This is a genomic window from Agrobacterium tumefaciens, from assembly GCA_025560025.1.
Taxonomy (GTDB): Bacteria; Pseudomonadota; Alphaproteobacteria; order Rhizobiales; family Rhizobiaceae; genus Agrobacterium.
Window position 1 is genome coordinate 1,452,473 of sequence record CP048486.1, and the last position, 19,667, is coordinate 1,472,139.

Annotated in this window: 20 protein-coding genes and 3 pseudogenes; 13 read left to right on the forward strand and 10 right to left on the reverse strand. The window is 55.7% G+C overall.

The features are described 5' to 3' along the window. Positions 1-1,590 precede the first annotated feature (1,590 nt). Positions 1,591-2,970 (forward strand): hypothetical protein, encoded by a 1,380-nt coding sequence (locus FY152_20605; protein ID UXS34519.1) that lies wholly within the window; start codon positions 1,591-1,593, stop codon positions 2,968-2,970. A 409-nt stretch (positions 2,971-3,379) separates the two neighbouring features. After that, positions 3,380-3,549 (forward strand): annotated as a pseudogene (locus FY152_20610) (MATE family efflux transporter). A gap of 83 nt (positions 3,550-3,632) precedes the next feature. Here FY152_20610 and FY152_20615 read toward each other — a convergent pair. The 4 genes from FY152_20615 to FY152_20630 all read right to left on the reverse strand — a co-directional run bounded on the left by FY152_20615 (position 3,633) and on the right by FY152_20630 (position 5,575). Beyond that, positions 3,633-4,442, reverse strand: a complete 810-nt coding sequence (locus tag FY152_20615) for a transglutaminase family protein (protein UXS34520.1) — start codon at positions 4,440-4,442, stop codon at positions 3,633-3,635. A gap of 132 nt (positions 4,443-4,574) precedes the next feature. Further along, complete coding sequence (locus FY152_20620) at positions 4,575-4,799, reverse strand: hypothetical protein (protein UXS34521.1); 225 nt, start codon at positions 4,797-4,799, stop codon at positions 4,575-4,577. A gap of 129 nt (positions 4,800-4,928) precedes the next feature. Further along, positions 4,929-5,138: a cold-shock protein gene (locus FY152_20625; GenBank protein UXS34522.1), complete on the reverse strand. Its 210-nt coding sequence runs from the start codon at positions 5,136-5,138 to the stop codon at positions 4,929-4,931. A 191-nt stretch (positions 5,139-5,329) separates the two neighbouring features. Next, complete coding sequence (locus FY152_20630; protein UXS34523.1) at positions 5,330-5,575, reverse strand: hypothetical protein; 246 nt, start codon at positions 5,573-5,575, stop codon at positions 5,330-5,332. A 114-nt stretch (positions 5,576-5,689) separates the two neighbouring features. Between FY152_20630 and FY152_20635 the strand changes: the two genes are divergently transcribed. Next, positions 5,690-5,983 (forward strand): hypothetical protein, encoded by a 294-nt coding sequence (locus FY152_20635; GenBank protein UXS34524.1) that lies wholly within the window; start codon positions 5,690-5,692, stop codon positions 5,981-5,983. Further along, a complete protein-coding gene (locus tag FY152_20640) occupies positions 5,980-6,249 on the forward strand; it encodes a DUF1488 domain-containing protein (protein UXS34525.1) in 270 nt (89 codons plus the stop codon). The genes FY152_20635 and FY152_20640 overlap by 4 nt, the downstream gene beginning before the upstream one ends. Positions 6,250-6,299: 50 nt before the next feature. Here the strand turns inward: FY152_20640 and FY152_20645 are convergent. After that, a pseudogene (locus FY152_20645) lies at positions 6,300-6,635 on the reverse strand (catalase). A gap of 501 nt (positions 6,636-7,136) precedes the next feature. Between FY152_20645 and FY152_20650 the strand changes: the two are divergent. From FY152_20650 to FY152_20675, 6 genes are all read left to right on the forward strand, one after another. Continuing rightward, on the forward strand, positions 7,137-7,454 hold the full coding sequence (locus FY152_20650) for a PepSY domain-containing protein (protein ID UXS34526.1): 318 nt from the start codon (positions 7,137-7,139) through the stop codon (positions 7,452-7,454). A 21-nt stretch (positions 7,455-7,475) separates the two neighbouring features. After that, entirely contained in the window at positions 7,476-8,069 is a 594-nt protein-coding gene (locus FY152_20655; protein ID UXS34527.1) for a hypothetical protein, read from the forward strand. Positions 8,070-8,559: 490 nt separating this feature from the next. Beyond that, complete coding sequence (locus FY152_20660) at positions 8,560-9,015, forward strand: pyridoxamine 5'-phosphate oxidase family protein (GenBank protein ID UXS35132.1); 456 nt, start codon at positions 8,560-8,562, stop codon at positions 9,013-9,015. Positions 9,016-9,129: 114 nt separating this feature from the next. Continuing rightward, positions 9,130-9,753 carry a hypothetical protein gene (locus FY152_20665; protein UXS35133.1) on the forward strand — a complete coding sequence of 208 codons (624 nt, stop codon included), beginning with the start codon at positions 9,130-9,132 and terminating at the stop codon, positions 9,751-9,753. A 257-nt stretch (positions 9,754-10,010) separates the two neighbouring features. After that, complete coding sequence (locus FY152_20670; GenBank protein ID UXS34528.1) at positions 10,011-10,427, forward strand: MgtC/SapB family protein; 417 nt, start codon at positions 10,011-10,013, stop codon at positions 10,425-10,427. Between the two features lie 788 nt (positions 10,428-11,215). Continuing rightward, positions 11,216-12,520, forward strand: a complete 1,305-nt coding sequence (locus tag FY152_20675; protein UXS34529.1) for a lipoprotein-releasing ABC transporter permease subunit — start codon at positions 11,216-11,218, stop codon at positions 12,518-12,520. Positions 12,521-13,087: 567 nt separating this feature from the next. Here FY152_20675 and FY152_20680 read toward each other — a convergent pair. Genes FY152_20680 through FY152_20690 form a run of 3 tightly spaced genes read right to left on the reverse strand, consistent with a single transcriptional unit; the run spans position 13,088 to position 16,199 of the window. Next, entirely contained in the window at positions 13,088-13,966 is an 879-nt protein-coding gene (locus FY152_20680) for an HlyD family secretion protein (protein UXS34530.1), read from the reverse strand. Next, positions 13,963-14,172 (reverse strand): DUF1656 domain-containing protein, encoded by a 210-nt coding sequence (locus FY152_20685; protein ID UXS34531.1) that lies wholly within the window; start codon positions 14,170-14,172, stop codon positions 13,963-13,965. The genes FY152_20680 and FY152_20685 overlap by 4 nt, the downstream gene beginning before the upstream one ends. Continuing rightward, positions 14,169-16,199, reverse strand: coding sequence for an FUSC family protein (locus tag FY152_20690; GenBank protein UXS34532.1), 2,031 nt, complete (start codon positions 16,197-16,199; stop codon positions 14,169-14,171). The genes FY152_20685 and FY152_20690 overlap by 4 nt, the downstream gene beginning before the upstream one ends. A gap of 432 nt (positions 16,200-16,631) precedes the next feature. On the opposite strand from FY152_20690, the gene FY152_20695 reads away from it, so the two are divergent. From FY152_20695 to FY152_20705, 3 genes and pseudogenes are all read left to right on the forward strand, one after another. Continuing rightward, entirely contained in the window at positions 16,632-17,438 is an 807-nt protein-coding gene (locus tag FY152_20695; protein UXS34533.1) for a helix-turn-helix transcriptional regulator, read from the forward strand. Between the two features lie 39 nt (positions 17,439-17,477). Further along, the gene (locus FY152_20700) at positions 17,478-17,852 is read left to right on the forward strand and encodes a VOC family protein (protein ID UXS34534.1); all 375 of its coding nucleotides are present in this window, start codon (positions 17,478-17,480) and stop codon (positions 17,850-17,852) included. Positions 17,853-17,888: 36 nt separating this feature from the next. Continuing rightward, a pseudogene (locus FY152_20705) lies at positions 17,889-17,996 on the forward strand (type II toxin-antitoxin system VapC family toxin). 47 nt (positions 17,997-18,043) lie between these two features. Here the strand turns inward: FY152_20705 and FY152_20710 are convergent. Further along, complete coding sequence (locus FY152_20710) at positions 18,044-18,277, reverse strand: BrnA antitoxin family protein (GenBank protein UXS35134.1); 234 nt, start codon at positions 18,275-18,277, stop codon at positions 18,044-18,046. 377 nt (positions 18,278-18,654) lie between these two features. Further along, a complete protein-coding gene (locus FY152_20715) occupies positions 18,655-19,464 on the reverse strand; it encodes a cyclase family protein (protein ID UXS34535.1) in 810 nt (269 codons plus the stop codon). Positions 19,465-19,667: the final 203 nt, after the last annotated feature.

Sequence of the window (19,667 nt, forward strand, 5' to 3'; positions counted from 1 at the left end):
GCCAATTCAGCCATGGATTGCTCGGTGACTTCTCCGTGATTTGCCTCTTTATGTGGGTAGGGTTCATTCTGGCCGGGTGACGCAAGTTTCATTTGGTAGGTGCGCCTCAAGGTTTTGTCGACGCCTACTCCGAGATCAGAAATCTCTTCGTCCCAACCCTGTGAAGAACACAGCCATCCACTTCGACCTGTAATTCCTCAGGCCACTCGCGCTTCAAAAGGGACCTGGCCGGAGTAGCCTTACCATAACTCAGACCATGTCGTATTTCCTACCAGCCCGATTAGCGTTACATCGCCAATTGAACGAAGCGGAAGTCGTCTCTTGGCTGACACTATGTAGAAGTGGGCGTTGCCGTCTGTCGGAAGTTCTGAATCACCCCTTCTAGAGGTTTACGAGCGCGACATTTCCGTCACGTTTCACACCGTCGTGGAATGGGCAGTGGAATTCGGTCTGAGGGCCGCTCATCAACTCCAACAGTCACCGTTATCATAGCAGGCCTCGCGAATGCCAGCCAATCAGGATGCCCAAGAAAAGGCCGACAAACGCCGCGGCCGAAATCGTGACATATCCCGCAAAAAGAAAACCCACCAGCAACCCAGAGATCGAGAATATTAACCCGAGGTAAAACACCGGCGTTGTCTGGACAGAACGTTCGTCATCTCTAGTTGACATTTTAGCATCCTCTAATGTCGAGAAAAGTCAGCGAGATAAAGAAAATTTGCTAGATCCATGTGCGCCACCTGTTTGAACTTTGATAGCCACTTGACCACTGTCAGGACACGCGTCGATCCGGAAACCAATCTAGGCCTACGAAAGTCCAGATTTATCAGTCCGGTCAACTAAGACGCGAGGCATTCTGGCCAAAACCAGACCGCTTGCTACTCGTGAATATAGACCCACGCCGGTGTCGTAAGGCGTATACTGGCACCCGCGGCAGTCACGGCGGCTAAGCAATTCCCGTCAACAAAACTTGACCGTACAAAACCCAGCCGCCAATAATTATATTCTAGACGGGTATAGCGGTCCAATAATAGGCAATACAGCCGACATATTCGGCCAATCGTCAGGCGATTACTGCCACGCGTTTCAGATATATTTTCGGGTGATCTCAGGTTAACTTGTGTTGAAAGCCTCGCGGCTATTTCGTCCTCATGAGCAAGAGCCCAACGTCGTCGTTTTTTTCGCCTGCGGATATCGCTCGCGCGGTTCGACTGTATTTTCGATTTACGTTGAGCCCGCGATTGGCCCACGAAAAGCTTTTAGAACAATTGATCGTGGTTTCCTGCGATCCAATGCTGGGCAAAGAACTCCGGCATGGACTATGCAGCTCAGTTGTGTTGGAAGCTGCCAAATCAGAATGATCTCTGGCATCTGGACGAGGTAGTCGTAATCATCGTTTTGGTATCGGTGCGCCTGTCTCCAACGGCTTTGGCATTTCGCTGCAGTGTAAGAACAACAGGGGATTGATTTCACGTTTTGAAATGAACGGTCACCGAAAATGAGTTCCCATCCGGCGACTATGCGGTCATGTCTTTATCACAGGTCGTGTGAGCCATTGCTCTACGATACGCGAGGCAAAGAGTTGACAGTATGGAAAATCCGATTGCACTGAATAGTCTTTCCGAAAACACGGTCTTCCGTAAGGGCGATGTTTTCGTACTGTTCGGCGAACTATTCGGCCGCGGATACGCCACCGGCTTACTTGACGAAGCCAGACGGGCTGGAATGGAGATTGTGGGGATCACCGTCGGGCGGCGCGACGAGAACAACGCGCTCCGGCCGCTTGACGCCGAGGAACTGTCTTCGGCGGAGGCCCAACTGGGCGGCAGGATTATCAACATACCTCTTATGGCGGGTTTCGATCTCGATGCGCCCGCAGACGGTCCAACTCCCACCGATCTCCTGGCAAAGATGACGCTGGAGAGCTGGGAACACGATAAGCTCGACTGGGACTATGTCGGGCAATGCCGCGACATCGCTACTGTGCGTTTTACGGAGTCGCTTTCAAGGGTCATGACCGTTCTAGACGGAATGATTAGCGCTGGCCGCAATGTTTTCTTCGCCCACACAATGGCTGGGGGCATTCCGAAGGCGAAGGTATTCCTGGTCGTCGCCAATCGAATCTACAAGGGAACTGGCGCCCGCCACATGTCATCGCAGACCCTGCTCGACAGTGACATGGGAAAGCTCATTCTGCAGAATTTTGACGATGTCTCCGCAAACACCTTTCGCCATCTCATTGATTTCAGCACGGCGATCCGCGAGCGCGTCGAAGCTTCGGGCGGACAAGTGCGATATACGGCCTATGGTTATCATGGATCGGCGGTCCTGATCGATGGGAGCTATCGTTGGCAGACCTATACCAACTACACCCAGGGATATGCGAAGATGCGGCTCGAAGGCATTGCAGAGGAAGCCTGGGCGACCGGGATCAAGGCAACTGTCTATAACTGTCCCGAAATTCGGACCAACTCGTCCGATGTGTTCACGGGTATCGAACTGCCCCTCATACCGCTGCTGCTTGCGTTGAAGAAAGAAAACGGTGGCCAATGGGCAGACGAACAGTGGCAGGCCTGCCAGCAGCTTCTGGCCGATGGCTTAACCATGAAGGATGTTTTCCGGAAGATCGCCGCCATGCAGGCCAGCGAGGTCATGCGCCCGTTCTATGTCTTTTCGGCTTGGCCCATGGCGAACAGTCAGGCACAGGCCGATCTGACCATTGGCACGTCAAACGAGATTACCCAGATGCATCGGGATGGCAAGGTGATGATCAGCGACCTCCTGAGCGGTCTCGTTGTGAAAGCAACCGGGCAGCTAATTTTTGGCGAATCTTCCGAACCCTCCGGTCCCGTCCTGTGGCTCAACCACGATATCGTGGCTCGGCGACTTAACACTTCCCACCCGCATTCGGAGTCTTCTGCGCCGCTTATCGCGCAGGGAATGGAATCCTCACACCTTGAGGTGGCGTGACGGCTTCCCAACTTAGCTTGGAAGCTGGGTGCTTTGGCCATGGAGCGACAAATTTTGTGACAAGAACGCTCCTTCTTCCCAGCCGTCTGACGGACACCGAGATGCCCCCGAAGCTGCCGTTGGACCTATGCTACCTGCTGCTCAGCTCGAAGTGGAACCTGAACTGACGGTTCTGGGTAAATGTCCCCCTCAGCCAACAGGATGAGGGCGATTGGGTTTTGCTTCACCGCGTAGCGATGCAGTCATATAAATCTCCCCGGCTTCAGGAGGCCGGCCGCTTGCATGACGCCCTGTCATTGGTGAACCTGCTCGTTTAAGCTGATCGCAATATCCCCTTTTGGGTAGTTGGTGCGGTGGCAATGCAAGCGCCCACTCAGAAAATCCGACTTGCCCATTTTGGAATGTTGAGATGAGTGAACAAAACCGTTTGGCCTCCGTGCCGACCAATTCGTTCCTGCGTGGATCGATTTCTTCCGTTTTTATTCGAACCAGCCTGCCGATCATCCTTGTGACCATGGTCAATGGGATGCTGCTATGCTACTGGGTGCCTTTGTCGGGCCCGAAGCGCTTGGTGCGGTCTAGGCGACAGGATGTTTCGTTTATCGCCCGCAGCGGTGCCATGGCAAAAAAGGCAGGCGCGAACCTTCACGCTTTACCGGTCGTTATCCAGCCAATTCTTCTGTAACCACCTCGAACCGCTTCAAGACGGCCGGCCCGAAAGCGGTGGACAGGGCGACGTCTGTGGCATCACGTCCTGTCGCCATCAATATGCGTCCGATGCGGGGCGTGTTGTGACGGGCGTCGACCGTATACCAGCGGCCGCTGAGATAGACCTCAAGCCAGGCGCTGAAATCCATCGGGTTGGGGTCTGTCGGCACGCCGATATCACCGAGATAACCGGTGCAATAGCGGGCGGGGATATTCATGCAGCGGCAGAGGGTGATCGCAAGATGCGCGAAATCGCGGCAAACGCCGGTCCTGTCGGTGAACCCGCCGTAAGCTGTCCTCAGCGGATCGGCTTTCTCGTAGTTGAAGACAATATGGGAATGGACGAAGTCGACGACCGCCTGAACACGGGGCCAGCCGAGTGGTGTAGCCGAGAAGTTTTTCCAGGCAAAGTCCGCCAGCCGGTCGGTGTCGCAGTAACGGCTGCCCAGCAGGAACACCAGAACATCGTCTGGTAAATCCTTGATATCGTGCTGGAAAGCGTTTTCGGGAACGGGATCCGGCAGACCGCTGTCATATATGTCGAAGCGCGTGGAGATCGTCGTCAGTCCGGGCGGTGCAGATATGCGGCTGCAGGCATTGCCGAAGATGTCCAGATAACCCCAGGCCTCGACCGGCCGGTCGAAGGTCAGGACCTGTTCGGTGAGCAGATCCGCGCGCCGGCCGGGATGGATGTTGAGAACCAGCAGCATCGCCGTCTCATTCTCGCACTCATAAGCAATATCGAACCCGGCGCGTATCTTCATGCAGCACTATCCCTGAATGAGCCATCGTGATGTCGTTCAGGATGCAACGCTTTCATGCTCGCGACGTTCCGGCCGGTGGTCAGGTTTTCCAGGCAGGTCTTGTGCGGACGGCGATAACGGCGCGGATATCGATCAACGTGCGCGGGCGCGTTTGGCGAGCAGAGCGGATGTTGCCGCGGTACGATCAGACAATTCCTTCGCAAGACGGGCTTCCCGAAGGCGCATGGTCTTTGCATCGCGGGATTGCGCAATGGAATCGAGCTCCTCAAGCGCTTTTTCCTTTGCGAAGAACGGTGTCTGAATATGGCTGAAGGCGAGCTCCGCCTTCTGGCGGGAAATACTGTATTTTTCTGTCAAGGGTGTTCCGATGATGATGCCCGGAGAGCGAGCGAAAAACAAAAGGCCAGGCAATTTGCCTGGCCTTGATTGGGTTGGCGTGCTTCCGGCAGTGCCAGTACATCCGTGGTCAAAGGGAAGCACAGACCCTTAGGCAGCCTGCAGATTGCAGGCCGACATTTTGCCCGACTTGTTGTCGCGCTCGAGCTCGAAGCCGATCTTCTGACCTTCGACGAGTTCGCGCATGCCGGCGCGCTCAACAGCGGAGATGTGGACGAACGCATCGGCGTCGCCATTGTCAGGCTGAATGAAGCCGAAGCCCTTGGTGGAATTGAACCATTTAACTGTGCCAGTGGTCATGATGAACCCTTTCATAGCAATAGAGAAACCACAGCACTCATGCGCTGCGGATGATGATAGCGATTTTGAAAGGAAAGGTTCGTTCAGAACGCGGTGCCAGACGCGTGACAAGCAAAGCTAAGCAAGCAAATTCGATTGCCCCTTATATCCTGCCTCTGCCGGGATTTCAACTACTGGTTTTTGAGGATATTTCATCTCGTCACAAAGTTGTGTTCGCCTTGGATGGCGTGTGGCCGTCCATCGCCTTGTTTTCCGCGCAATCCGGGCGCATGGTCAGGCTTCGTCATGCTGGCCGCATGGCGCTGCGGTGTCAGAGAGGCGCCGTCTTCTTTTCTTCGTCCGATTGCAAATGTTTGCGCAAGCGCTGCGGTGTCATTTTTGACGATGCCGCGAAGTTTTACCCATTGCGAGAGGCGCGTGCCGGTAGCGGCGATCATACACCATCAGCCATTTCTTTATGCCTCCGCGTAACGTTCGTCCGGCGGAACATGGCAACAGCGGCGTAGAATGAAACGGGCTCCACGCGGACGAAATCCGCGTACGAGTTCCATATGAAAGGCAACACCATGGAAACGTGTAACGAACACCGGCGCCAGGCGCTGAGGATAGAGACCTGGGAGAACGAAGGCGGCGCTCCCGTCTCCGATACGCTCGAGACCCAATATGGAAGACGGATCGAGAGGGATAAGAGCTGGACGATATACCATGTCTTCACCGGCGTGCCGGTGCGCATCGGCGTCCGCAGGCTGACCCGTCTCAGCATAGCGGAAGCGACCGACGGCATGCTGTCCCTCAACCGGCGTAACGCCCTGCGCAGGAAAGAACGCAAGGGGAGCAAGTCATGACGCTCGCTTTCCCCAACGCGGCCCGCAGTTTTGACGAGGGGCGTAAAGCGGTTCGCTTTTTCGGCCATGACGGCATGTTCGAGATCCGGTTTCTTGTCGAGGCCGAAGCGCTCGCCAGGGGCCGGGGACACGCCATGAGCATGTCGGAAGCCCAGTGCCTTTCCTCTTTCGACGCGATGCGCACGGCCATCTATGCCGCGGCACAGAAGGTCTACGCCAAATCGCGTCGCAATATGAATATCCTGACAGCCTCCGACCTCGGCTAACCTGTCGGATATTCCTTTCCCGAAGGTGCCTGCGCCACCAGGCGCGGCATCGAGAAGCGGACGAAGGCCGGGGCCTTTTCGCCCGCACGCTGCAGGAGATCCGCCCCGGTATAGGCGGAAAAGGATTGGTAGGTCTCGAAGAAGCCGTGCGCGCCGTAACCGCGTGCATGCACCACGCGCTCGGGAATACGCTTGTGGTCGAAGTGGAAGATTTTCTCACGGAAATGGAAATCATCCACGACAAGCGGCCCGCGCGCGCCGATCCGCAGAGAATTCTGGTCGTCGGCAACCGGTCCTCCCTGGGCGGTTGTCAGCACAGGCGCGTCTGTTTCGGCCGGCTGGTGCAGCTCGCCGCCGGCGCCGCGCTCCAGCTTCTGGTCGTGAATAGTGACGGTCTGCGTCTTGTCTTGCGGTGATTTGCTGTTGGTGGTCTTGGTGCTGTTGGTGGTCCTGGCCATGGTGTGGCTCCTGAACTGGAATGGGCCTATCGCGGCCCGGAAATGAAAAAGCCGCCCTGAAAGGCGGCCCGAACAGAGTGGGCGGCTCACGCCATTTTCGGCTGGGCCTTCAGTGTCTGGTTTGAGGAAAAGCCGATGTCCTCGAGCCTGTCAGGCAAAACGTCATGCAACGCCTTTTCCGCAGGCATCCGGGAAACCGATCAAATTTTGAGTGCTGGACTTGGAGAACCCTCGAACCGTGGCGACGTTCCTGCGGCGGCAAAATAATTTTCATCCCGCCGCAATGCCTGCCCGCGCACCACGTCGGCAAGCCATTCACCGTCACGGAAACGCAAACGCCATCCAATTCTTGCAGAGCGGCGGAACCTTGCGGCGAGCATAGTGTTTGCTGTGGGAGCCTGCTCGAAAGGCTACAACGAGGAAAAAATCATGAAAAAACTTCTCTTAGCCGCAGCGCTTGTCGGCGCGTCGACGCTTGCCGCCTTCGCACAGACCACCCCCGCCCCGGCAACCGATGGGAAAATGCCCGCCGTGGCCACGCCCGAGACCAAGAATCCCACAGCGCCTGTCGAAGGCGCAAACAGTTTTACCGAGGAACAGGCGAAAACACGCCTCACTGAGGCCGGATATACCGATGTCACCGGCCTTGTGAAGGATGACAGGGGTGTCTGGCAGGCCAAGGCCTCGAAAGATGGCAAGCCGGTAAGCCTGGCGCTCGACTATCAGGGCAACATTGTCGCTAACTAATTCAATCTTCAGGAGAATCCTATGAAGACCGTTACAGGACTTTTCGACGACTACTCGGATGCCAGCGCGGCCGTCAGCGCGCTCGAAGAACGCGGTGTGCCATCCTCGGATATCAGCATCGTGTCCAACAATGCAGATGAACGCCACGGCAAGTCTACAAACGCCGCTGAAGGCGCCGGCACGGGTGCCGGCATCGGCGCCGCCGTCGGTGGCGTGGGCGGTCTGCTCACCGGCCTTGGCATCATGGCAATTCCCGGCGTCGGGCCGGTGGTTGCCGCAGGCTGGCTTGCCGCAACAGCGGCGGGGGCAGTAGCCGGTGCCGTGGCAGGCGGTGCCGCCGGCGGGCTTATCGGCGCGCTGACGGAGTCCGGCGTGCCGGAAGACCATGCCCATGTCTATGCGGAAGGCGTGCGCCGCGGCGGCACGCTGGTAACCGCGAAAGTGGAAGACAGCCTTTATGCGGACGCGCAGGACATCCTGCGCCAGTCCAACTGGGTCGATCCCGATCAGCGCCGTGAGGCCTATGCCAAAGAGGGCTGGTCACGTTTTGACGACACGCTGGATCCTTATGAACCAGCTGAAATCGAACAGGAGCGTCTGCGCTACAGACGCTAGACCTCGCAACGAAGATAGGCCGGCATCTGCCGGCCTATCTTTTTAAATCCAAGGGGCAGACGAGAGTGCCGGTCATCGCAACAGCGCTCTCCACAGACAGCAGGCGAGGGCGGTCGTAAAACACGGCTCAAAAGCCTTCTGAAACGTATCATAAACTTGGCGAGCAGTTCAGAGGAAGGCCGGCACGCCACGATCTCTTTGGGCAAGCCGCCTGGAGCCAAGCTTTGTTCCCGTGGCGAATGTTTGTCGGCGTCAACGAGAGTAACGAGAACGCAAATCGAGGGCGCTCAACCGGCTATGGGAGCGCCATCATCAAACACAACAGACAACGCACAAGAGCGATGGCTGACAGGCAGCCGGCAATGTGCGTGGTCGACATATGCTGGAGATCCCGGTGGCCGGTTTTGAAAGGTCCGGAAGACGCGGAACCAATGCGGTTCAGGCCGGTTCTATTCACCTGCAATCGGAGGAGGTTTCGATGACGAGCACGATGAGTATGGAAGACCTGTCGAAGAAGCTGGGCAACATCGATTTCTGCATGTTCAACACCCATGCTCCGGACAGGATTGCCAGCCGGCCAATGAGCAACAATGGTGATGTGGAATATGATGGCGACTCCTGGTTCTTCTCATACGACAATACAAAGAAGGTCAGCGATATCATTGGTGAAGCCGGGGTTACGCTGACATTTACCGCGCCCCCCAGCATTCTTGGCAAGCCTGGGATTTTCATCGCCGTCCATGGTGAAGCGAGCTTGATCCGAGACAAGGTGCAATTTGAGCAGCACTGGGTCAAGGATCTCGAGCGCTGGTTTCCCGAAGGAATCGGTACCGCCGGCCTCATCCTGATCAGGGTTGCGGCCCGAACGATCGAGTATTGGGACGGTGAGGACAATGGGCGGATAGAAATGACCACAGTCGATGCAGTCGAAGGACGTAAAGTGTGAGCGGCTGCGGCGTGAGCATCAGCGAGAAGAAGACACCGGAAAACGCTCATGCAATCGGCGCGGAGGCAATCGTATATGGTTGCGATCTGCTCCGGCTATATCCATCTATCGACCATGAAAAAGAAACCTGAAGACAATGGGCCTGAACTCATCAAGACGTGGTCACTTCCCACATCTATAACGCTCGGATCGGCGGTCCGTGCCAAAGGAATCCTCCAGGAAATCCGAGCCCGGCTTCCTACGACAGTTCGCAAGGCGCTTGATCTCGATGCCGCCACCCTGACGCTGGCGATGCCCGAGACTTCGAGAGCGATGTTCCGCGCGACATCAGCATCGATTTCAGAAATTCTCGTAAGCATCGAAACTCTCCTGGTGATCCCGCGGGAGATCGAGGACATCCTGACGATCTCCACCTCAGAACGACGCCGCTGGTTGGAGGATGGTCGCCTTCCCTCAGCAGGCACGCGTACCGTGAAGCTGCGCGGACGTGCCCGTCAGATCACGTTCCATGTGTTCGATCCTGCCGTGGTCGTGGACATACTCGACCGCGGTGCCGTCGATGAATGGCGCCAGGACGATATCGCAATGACGGCAGAGAAACGTCGACAATCAGCTATGAAGGCGAAGCTAACCAAAACGCTTCATATTGGCACGAAGAAGCCGACTCGGAAAGATGGATCGAACCCGTCCCCGTTGCGCGGATGGGACGAGTTCGATGCAGATGGCTTTCTGAGGTAGGTGGAGGCTCATGTTCCGCTATGGCCCCTTTGCGCAGATATGGGTGAAAGAGGGGCAGAAATTGGCGCTGCACGTTGCACGAATTAACTCTCGCGCGTCGGTCTAAGGATCGTAGCTTGGACCGACGTGGCGACGACGAAAACAATCATCCTTACGGGAAGGAACGGTTGCCTGACGGTTCAGGTAGCATCAGTCGAAAGAGGAGCGGACAAATTGCATAAGCTCTTAGGACTTCATTAGCCCCCGCAAAGCTCGTTATGGGCAAAGGGAGGAAGCACGTGATCGACTGGTTATTGTCCCACGGGGCTGAGGCCGATATCGTCGCGAACCTCCTGCCACTCCTGATCGCCTATCTCCTGGCGCTGCCGATCGGCTGGGACAGAGAACAGCATGAACGCAGCACGGGCCTGCGGACATTTCCTTTGGTTGCGATGGCTTCCTGCGGCTTCATCGAGGCGACCGAAACCGTTACAACTGGCAATCCGGAAGCAACTGCTCGGAACCGCTTGATAAGACGGAATGCCGTTGCTCGACTGACTTCGAGTTCGGCAGCAAGCAGCGCTATATCCCCGGAAGTTACATCGCCAGATCGACACTTCAGAAATCCTCGGATGGCCTCCGCGCGTCGACACGCCTCATCCCAAAGCGTTTTGCCAATCTCGTCAGGAAATTGATCATTCATACTGAAACACCGTCGATTTCGTCGACGATTGAATCTCACATTAAGTGTTAAGTCTCAAATTAAGTGCAAGGCTATCTTGTTGAAACTGTTGGGGCGGAATCTCACGATTGAATGCAAAAGGGCAACCGCTCGCGACACATATGATGGCGATCCGTTTGTCGATGGTCAATGGCTGGCGATCTACCTCTATCATCGGTTCTACCGGCTGCCAGCCGGCCGATTTCTATGCTGAAATTGTCAAAGCGATATGGTTTTCCAGATCATTTGATAAGAACAATAGCATTTGATCACAGGAATTTACGTGGTGGTACATTGGACTTGGAATGGCTCCACCCAACACAAAATTTAAAGCTGGGCCAATTTTTCGCAAGCGGAAAAGTTGCTGACCAAAGACGCTTGCAATGTTGCTGCAATCATTCCATTCGAACCTTGTTCCAGTAACCTCTATAAGGCCCTGTAACGCAATGTACGGATGGGTTGTGGGTTGGGCGGAGAAATGTGGGCACAAGCTTGTCTTGGCGCAGCTGATTGAGGAGAAGATGTCAGGTTCTGCTGTCAAGCGCGTTTTGGAGAGCGCCACCGCCAGCTTGTTCAAAGAACCAAGAGTGTTCTCAATGACCTGGAATTTACCTACTTTCCAGCTGGATTTCAGGAAAAGCGGCCAGTGCCCCAAGCGTAAAGTAATAGCATAATGACGGCGACATCCACCGCAAGTAACAAATGCAGCAGTCGCGCCGTCAAGCTGACCATCGAACTTCTGGCGTCTTTGGACAAAGCTTAATGACGCATTTCATTTCCACTGCTCGCAGAGATGTGGGGCGCGCTAAAGTTCTAAAGGGTGCCGGGCCATTTTCGACTTTCGAATGTATGGTGGCGTGGCGCTATCTTTGGACCAAACGCAAGCAAGCCAGCGCCTCAGTCATCGCTATCATTTCGTTTATTGGGATCATGCTGGGGGTTGCCACGCTGATCACTGTGATGGCGGTCATGAACGGCTTCCGTACGGAACTTCTAACGCGTATTCTCGGCATCAACGGGCACTTGCTAGTCGAACCGTTTGATGCTCCGCTGGTAGATTATGAATCCATCGCTAAGGGTATCAGTAGCATCGCCGGCATAAAATATGCGATCCCGCTAGTGGAAGGGCAAGTGCTGGCATCCCACTCGGGAGTCAGCACCGGGGCGATAGTGCGCGGTATTCGGGGTTTTGATCTTGGTAGGATCACGCTAGTCGCCAAGAACATCCGCGACGGCAATATTGCCGGTTTCGAGGCGAGTGAGGGTGTAATCATCGGCACACGTATGGCGCAGAACCTCAAGCTCCAGCTTGGCGATATGCTGACTATGGTTTTCCCTAGCAGTAATTTGGTGCAGTCGCAGAGCACGCTCTTGAAAGTTTATCCGGTGAGCGCGATTTTCGAAGTCGGGATGTCGCAATATGATGCATCGGTCATCTACATGCCAATCTTGGAAGCGCAGCAATCCTTCAAGGTAGAGCGCCAGGCGCAAATGATCGAAGTTTTCGTCGATAATCCGGACGCAGTGAATTCGCTATCCAAATCTATTGAGGCGGTTGTGCCACTGCGGATCAGGCTGACAGATTGGCGGCAACGCAATCAAACCTTTTTTGCCGCTCTTCAGGTTCAACGGAATGCGATGCTCATAATCCTGACACTGATTGTGGTCGTTGCCGCTCTCAACATCATATCTGGTCTCATCATGCTGGTTAGGGACAAGCGTCGGGAAATTGCTGTCTTACGTACCATTGGTGCCTCCCGTGGTTCGGTTATGCGCATCTTCATGATGACTGGCGCAATCCTCGGTGCGACCGGCACAATGGCCGGCGTAGCGTTGGGAATAGCCATCTGCCTACACATCGAGCGCCTCCGGCAATTCCTCTCTTGGGTAACGGGCACTGCGTTGTTCAATCCAGAACTCTATTTTCTTAGTGAGTTGCCCGCGCGTTTGGAATTGAGTGAAACCCTTTCGGTAGCGATGATGGCCCTTATTCTGTCCTTTCTAGCCACGCTTTACCCAGCCTGGCGCGCTGCAAGCCTTGATCCTATCGACGCGCTGAAGTCCTAGTATTACGGGGCAAACGACGATTCTTTGAAGATCGGACCGAAATAAAAGACGGGTTGAACGCAATGTCATGCTGAACGGCATTGATCGTTAGCCGCATTTTCACAGCGATGCGCTTCTTTGGTCGTCCGGAGAAATCACATAGAATGCGGCATGTCGGCGATCAACGACGACAAAAGCTCATCCGCGCACGGAGCTAGCTTTACCGTGCAGTCGCCGTTCGCATAAGTTCGCGCTGACGAAGCTGTATTTTGCATAATGCCGTTACCGCCCCTGGCGATCACGCCACCGCCCCGCCTCGGCCGCCACCGTGTCGGACAACTGTTGGGCGGAGGCGATTGCGGTGGAAAGCATTATGGCGAGAACTGCCTCGCAGAGAAATCTCATTTTCATTAGCGTTGGAAACGGAGCCTCCGTTAAAAGCAGTGTCGCCGGTTCGATTTGCATCAAGAGCGACCGGGTTGGTAGTCGCGTGCTGTGCGGGTTAACGTGGTCCCAGACACCATGCTTTCGGAATGCCGCTCGTGCACCTCGATCTACTCATTCCGACGCACGGGACGGGTTTACACCTCAGTTGCCCCTCGGTTCAACAGAGACTGTTGCGGTCCTCCCCGCAATAAGGTTGACCGACTTCGGACCGTCGTCGATCTTAATCCGCACTGGAATCCTCTGGGCCAGACGGACCCATGAAAATGTTGGAGCAACGCTAGCTAGCGAGCCTGCAGTATCGCTTCGCTCGCGATCCTCAATCCCGGCGGCAACACCTGCGACATGGCCGATAATCGGTTGCTGTTCTCCCATGATCTCGATCTTCACGCGATCTCCGACGTGAATCCGCGGGAGTTTTGTTTCTTCAAAGTACCCCGCAACGTAGATGGCGTCACTTTCTATTAGCACCCCGACCGCATTTCCCGCGGAGACATAGGTGCCCCGACGTAAAGGGAAGTTCGTGATTTTGCCTGAGACTGGCGCTTTCACGGTTGTCCGGTCAAGGTTCAGCTTCGCCAGATCAAGGGCGACGAGTGCCGATTGGTAAGCAGCGTCTGCCTGGTACCGCAGGCTTTCTGCGTGCTGCCACTCCTTGAGGCTGGCGGCTTCTTTAGAGGCGAGCAGTTGATATCGTTCGAAGTCGATCTTCGCCAGATCCGCTGCGGCCTTACTGCTGCGCACTTGGGCCTCTGCCTGGCGCAGCGAGAGTTCGAAACGGTCTTTTTCGATCCGAAACAGGGGCATCCCTTTCTCGACTTGCACGTTGTCGGATACCAAAACCTCCGTGACGGGTCCCGACACATCTGGTGCCAGACGAACGATATCTGCCCGGATGTGAGCGTCGCGCGTCCACGGTGCCTCCATGTAGAAAGACCACAGGTGCCAGCTTAGAACCGCTGCGCAACATACCATGGATAAGGTCAACAGGGCTCTGCCCAAGGTGATGGTAAAATTTTTCATGTTTGCAACCAGTTGAGAACAGCGGAAAGCACGCCAAGGAGGGTGATATAAAGCGCGAGGTTGAACAGCGAGCGATGCCACACCGCTGAATAAAGCCCCATCCTGCCGAACACCGGTATGAGTACCCGGAGCAGACCGTATGCACACACCGCGAGCGCGGATAACCAAGGCAGGAAGACACCATAGAGATCGAATTGTCCGGTCACCTGGCGCTCCTATTCGATGGAGACGTTGTCGAAACCGGAGGATCCGTCTCCGGTGCAAGGCACAGACGAAGAGCGGCCGCGTGCACCATGAGTTCCGTGTCGGCGTCCGTTAAGGAAAGGTCCGCGGTTGAAAGCATAAAGGCATCCAGCATACCAAGTGCACGCTCCATGGCCTCGCCACGCCTGGCGGGTGTAATCCGATACAAGAGCTCCAGCGCCGAGAAGATGACTTCGGCCCGGACACAAACAGGTATCGAGGCTTCATCCGAGCGTACCTGCATTGCCGTTATGTGCAGCCCCGCGCGCAGGTCCCTCATCAGGTCGGCATCGGAGGTGCCGGAGGTGGCGGGTAGTTTCGCCGCCCTGACTGCAAACATGCCTGCCACGTCGATGACGTGATGGCGCGTGACATGCGCGTCGGCATGTTGGCCCGCCGCGATCCCGGCGACATGCGCCTGTGTCACTGAGAAAAGCCTCCTGGCATTCGTCTCTGCTCTCACAGATCGAAAGATGCCGCACACCACGATCGCCCAGACCATCCCAAGAACAGTCGCGGTACCCGAGTTTACAAACATTATGAAGTCGCTGCTCTGCTGTGCCTGAAGAGTAAGAAGAAGTGGAAAGTTTATACAAAGGCCCATGCCGACGATCGCAAGCGAAGGCACGGCAAGGCAAATCCCTGCAGGTATCAGGAAGAGGCCTAGTGCAGCGACAAGCGGCACAAAACCATCGATCAGCGGAAGGATCGCGAAGGCATAGACGGACGCAGCGATGACCGACCCGATGGTGACGTACACGAATTTGCGCATGGCTGGCACCGGATCGTCCATCGTCGCCAGAAGGCAGCAAAGTACGCCTGAAATCTGGGCAAATGCCATGCCGTCGGTCCACGTGCTGGCGATCCAGAAGGTGATTGATGTGGTGAGGCAGATCGCAACCGTCAGTGCCGAAAGCAACGCCATGGCGATGTCAGCGTGCTGGGCTGGGATGTTTTCCCGAGACGCGAAGCGGCCAACTGCCTTCGCTGCATTCTCTTCATTCAAAGCGTCTCGAAGCGACTGATACTCATGAGAAACTTGAGCAATATTCCGCAAGTTCCGCGAAAAATTGGCAAGAAGAAGCTCTTCCCATGACCGAGGCGCTTCGAAAGAGGCTGGCGCATCGGTTTTGATCCCGAATAGTTCCGGGGAGCTTAACGATGTCGATCCGATCGCCGCAATCATCGACATGGCCTGCTCCGTGCCCGGAGTGCGGAGTCTGGCCAATGCCCTTCGCTGATCCTCGAGTTCGCTCAATAACGGAAGAATGGCGACCATGCGGTGCTGCAGTGACCTCACAAGTGAAACGGCAGATCGATATCTTGATCCGTCATATCGAAGGTGGACTGTGAACGACCGCAGGTCCGCCGCTTCTGCGGCCAAGGCGTATCGTTCCGCTCTGTTTCGGGCTTGATCCGCCTTGGCGGTTGCAGTTGCCGCAAGGAGCACCTGCGCCCTTGCCATCCAAGCATCGATCCGCTCGAGCAGTGCTGTGCCGACATGGACTGGAAAAACAACGTGGCTGACGATCGAGGCGCACAGGATTGCAAGTCCGATCTCCTCGACCCGCGCAACGACAGTGTCAAACGTGCTTGCGGGCGCCGTGACAAGTGGCAATCCTGCTAGAAGCACGGTGTATCCGGCCAGCAGGGAAACATAGCTGCGGGGTGTGCGATCAAGAAGGCTGATTAACGTGCATCCCGACGCCCACAAGATAATCGCTGCGGAAAGCAGTGGGGGTGAGTTCACGAGATTTGGGACCATGATGATGGTCGCGCCGCCCCCGATCAGTGTTCCTAGCAATCGATAGAACGATTTTGATGAGATGGCGCCCGAAAGGGGATGAGCAACGATGTAGACGGTTGAAACGGCCCAAAACGGTCGCGGCAGATCGAACCTTATTGCGAGGTAATAAGCAAGCATTGCCGCAAGGAATGTCTTCAATGAAAAGATCACGTTCCCGGGGGTGACAAAGGTTCGAACGCTCATACATCATCCACCGCGTGAGCGTCGACCTGCGTCGCGCCTCTGTCACCCATGGAGGTGGTCAGTCCGTAGAGTTCAGGCGAGACGTAGCAAAAAAACGGTGTCGCTAAGCATGCATGCATATAAGCATCAGACAGATCAGCGCTTGAAACGACCGACGGTGTCCGTGATCGGGGGGCAAACCAAACGCCAACTCTCTCAAGGAAGGCTTTCACGGCCATTTGCGCGATAGCTATGCGGCTGGCCCTGCGCCCCTCGCTGTCTGGAGGCATGATGTAATGCTTGGAATCGCAGGTATGAGGCAATCGAATTTCTGTCTGAAAGATATCAGACCAGTATCCAGGCTCATGATGTTGCACTGACATCGTCATTCTCCGAATTATCTGGGATGACTCTATCGACAAAGCCTGTTGATGAATTTAGATATCCTCTCAAATGATGACTAAATTCCACCATCCGCCCTTGTCTCTTTCTGCAGCCCTGGGCGACCACGACCTAGAAAAGTCCGCGGCGCGAGTGCACGCTGTGAGGATCGATGTATCCCAGAACGAACGGGAGGCACCTGAACACCGCCACCAAAAAGGGCAGCTTGTCATGGCCTCACGGGGCGGCGTGACATGTCGCGTTCCAAGCGGGATGTGGATGGTGCCGCCCCATTGCGGCGTCTGGGTTCCGGGTGGCATGCCGCATAGCAACGTGGCAACCGCCAACGCGCGTTTGTTTTTTCTGTTCATCGAGCCGGGCGCTGCCGATCTGCCGGACCGGTGCTGCACACTGTCTCTATCCCCGCTCATCCGGGAGCTTATCATTGAGATGGCTAATCAGCCCGCAGCAGTGACCGCAGATTCAGAACTCATGGCAACACTCCTTTTGTCGGCATTATCGCGGATGCCGATAGAGCATCTTCATCTCCCGCTTACAGATGAGCCCCGGCTTATGCGGATTGCATCGGAGCTTGCTGACCATCCTGCCGATCGCAGTACGATGGCGCTATGGGCAAGGCGGGTCGGGATGAGTGAGAATTCGCTCGCACGTCTCGTCCAGCACCAGACCGGTCTCACATTCGGTCGTTGGCGACAGCAGCTGCAATTGATCGTCGCAATCCGCAGCCTCGCGGCCGGGTCGACAGTTCAGCAGGTTTCGGGCGACCTTGGATATGAATCCGTGTCTGCGTTTATCACGATGTTCAAGAAAGCGCTTGGTACATCGCCAGCCAGATATTTAGGTAACTTTGACCGGTAGCATCATGAAATTCAGTTATCACCTGAGAGGAGATAAAGCATGTTCACCCACGTCATGATCGGCAGTAACGACCTGGAACGATCTAGAAAATTCTACGACGCAACCTTTGTTGCCCTAGGGGGGAAGCCCGGCGAGATGGATGCGAGAGGTCGACTGATCTACGCGCATGAAGGAGGGCGGCTGATGATAACGAAACCGATCGACGGCAAGCCGGCAACCGCCGCTAATGGTGGAACGATCGGTATTGCGGCGACGACCCCCGACCATGTCGTGGCATGGCATGCCGCTGGTGTCGCACATGGCGGCAGGTCAATCGAGAACCCGCCTACGGAACGACTGAACGGCGCGTTCGTCGCCTATCTTCGCGACCCCGACGGAAACAAACTTTCCGCGCGGACGCATCAGCTGAAATGAGGTCGGTGTGCGTCGTCCCCTAATGATCAAGGATGGGAGGGTTACATTGCCACAGCGGCAGCAAACGCCCTAGTGATCGCAACTCGCGACACAAGCCCTTTCGAAACTGCAGGGCTGAAGGTGATCAATCCCTGGTCCAGATAACCACAGTGTTCATCTGAATGTGGTAGTTTCGATCCCTTCAAGAGCTGTTAATTGGACGCATTCATTGCTGCTCGCAAGGTATCGTTTATGCGCTCTTGCCAGCCGGGTCCGTCCGCCTGAAAATGCGCGAGGACGTCGCTGTCGATCTTCAATGATACAAGCTCCCTGGTGTTGGGGATTGCAGGCCGTTCAACGACCGGCGCTGCGACCTTTTTTGCCGTTTTGAACAACGCCTCTGCCGCGTCTTTCGGATTGGACGGTCGCCGCGGTGTCGTAGCCATGATCATATCCTTTTTTGTCGTGCGCTTGAACAGCGCCACCGTTCAGACTTTGTTTCCGGGATGTAGATCCAACATAGCGGCTGTCGCAGGCCGCGTGTAGTCGGCACCCGAAAGAACGTAATTGCCGCTGATAAACCGGTCAGTCGTCCAGCAATCCGGAAGAGATCGCACATCGTAATATATAATCGCGGCTTTGAGCGCTTGTTCGATTTTCAGTGAATCGATGGACCGGTATGGTCGGTGGCAAAGAGAGTCCGCGACTGCGCAGTGGCGCCAGGCACACTCCTCTTTATCTGTAGTTCAGCCAGGTATCGGCAAGCTTTTCACGCGCCGGATTTTCCGGAGGTCGTCGTTCATCGCCAGGAGACCAGTTGCGATTAGACAAGCGCCAGAATACGAGCCGGTCCGCCTGTCCCGCTTCGGTGGGTTGGCGCGCCAACGACGATTGTCGCTCCCTTGATCGGCAACGCTTCAAGGTTGTTCAGACCTTCGATACCGTAGCGGCCGGCCGGAAGCCAAGAATTATGCACGGCGAAATCGGCAGAGTTGCCTGGATCCAGCGACAGCGTGTCGACGCCGATTGCAACGGTGTCGCGCTCGAGCAGTAAATCGGTCGCCGACTTGCTGAAGCCGGGAAAGGCGAATTTTCCAGCGTCGTCATTACGGAAGGCGGGGCTTTTAACCTTTGTTGCCCAGCCAGAACGCAAAGCCACGACGGCACCTGCGGGAATCTCGCCATTTGCGCTGATCCAGCGTTCTATATCCGCCGCCTCAATGGTCGAATTGGCATCTTCCCTGGCGCGATCCGTGATGTCGATGATGACCAGAGGCGCGACCAGCTTTTGTGGTTCCAACTGATCAACGCTGGCGCCATCGGCGCTGAAGTGGAAAGGCGCATCAATATGGGTTCCAGTGTGCTCGAAAACCGTCAATTTATGGAGTTGGTATCCGTCCTTGGCGATATCTGCTGCCCATTCGAATTCTATTCCGGGCTTACCATCAAATGTTGGAAAGGTTGAATCGTACACATGAGTGAGATCGACGACTTTGTGAGCCGTCTGAGCAAGGACCGGTGTCGCCAGATTTCCCGCGCCCATCGCCACACCCGCCAAGGCCGCACCTTTAAACAGCATACGACGCGACAGCATGTTCTTCTTCACGTCTTCTATCACGCAGTGATTGCACATCCCATCTTCCCTCCGTTAGGAAACCTCTGTTCATGACGGTATCGGAAAACCCTGGTGAAGCAAGATTGGTCGTTCTCAAGGTCTCAGCTTTGGTAGAAAGACATGTTAAATCCACATCGGCGTCGCGGAGCCAGTTTTTGAATGTTGGCTTCCGTTCCCGGCGAAGAATTCCTGCGCATTTGGAAATAGTAACCGAGTCGGAT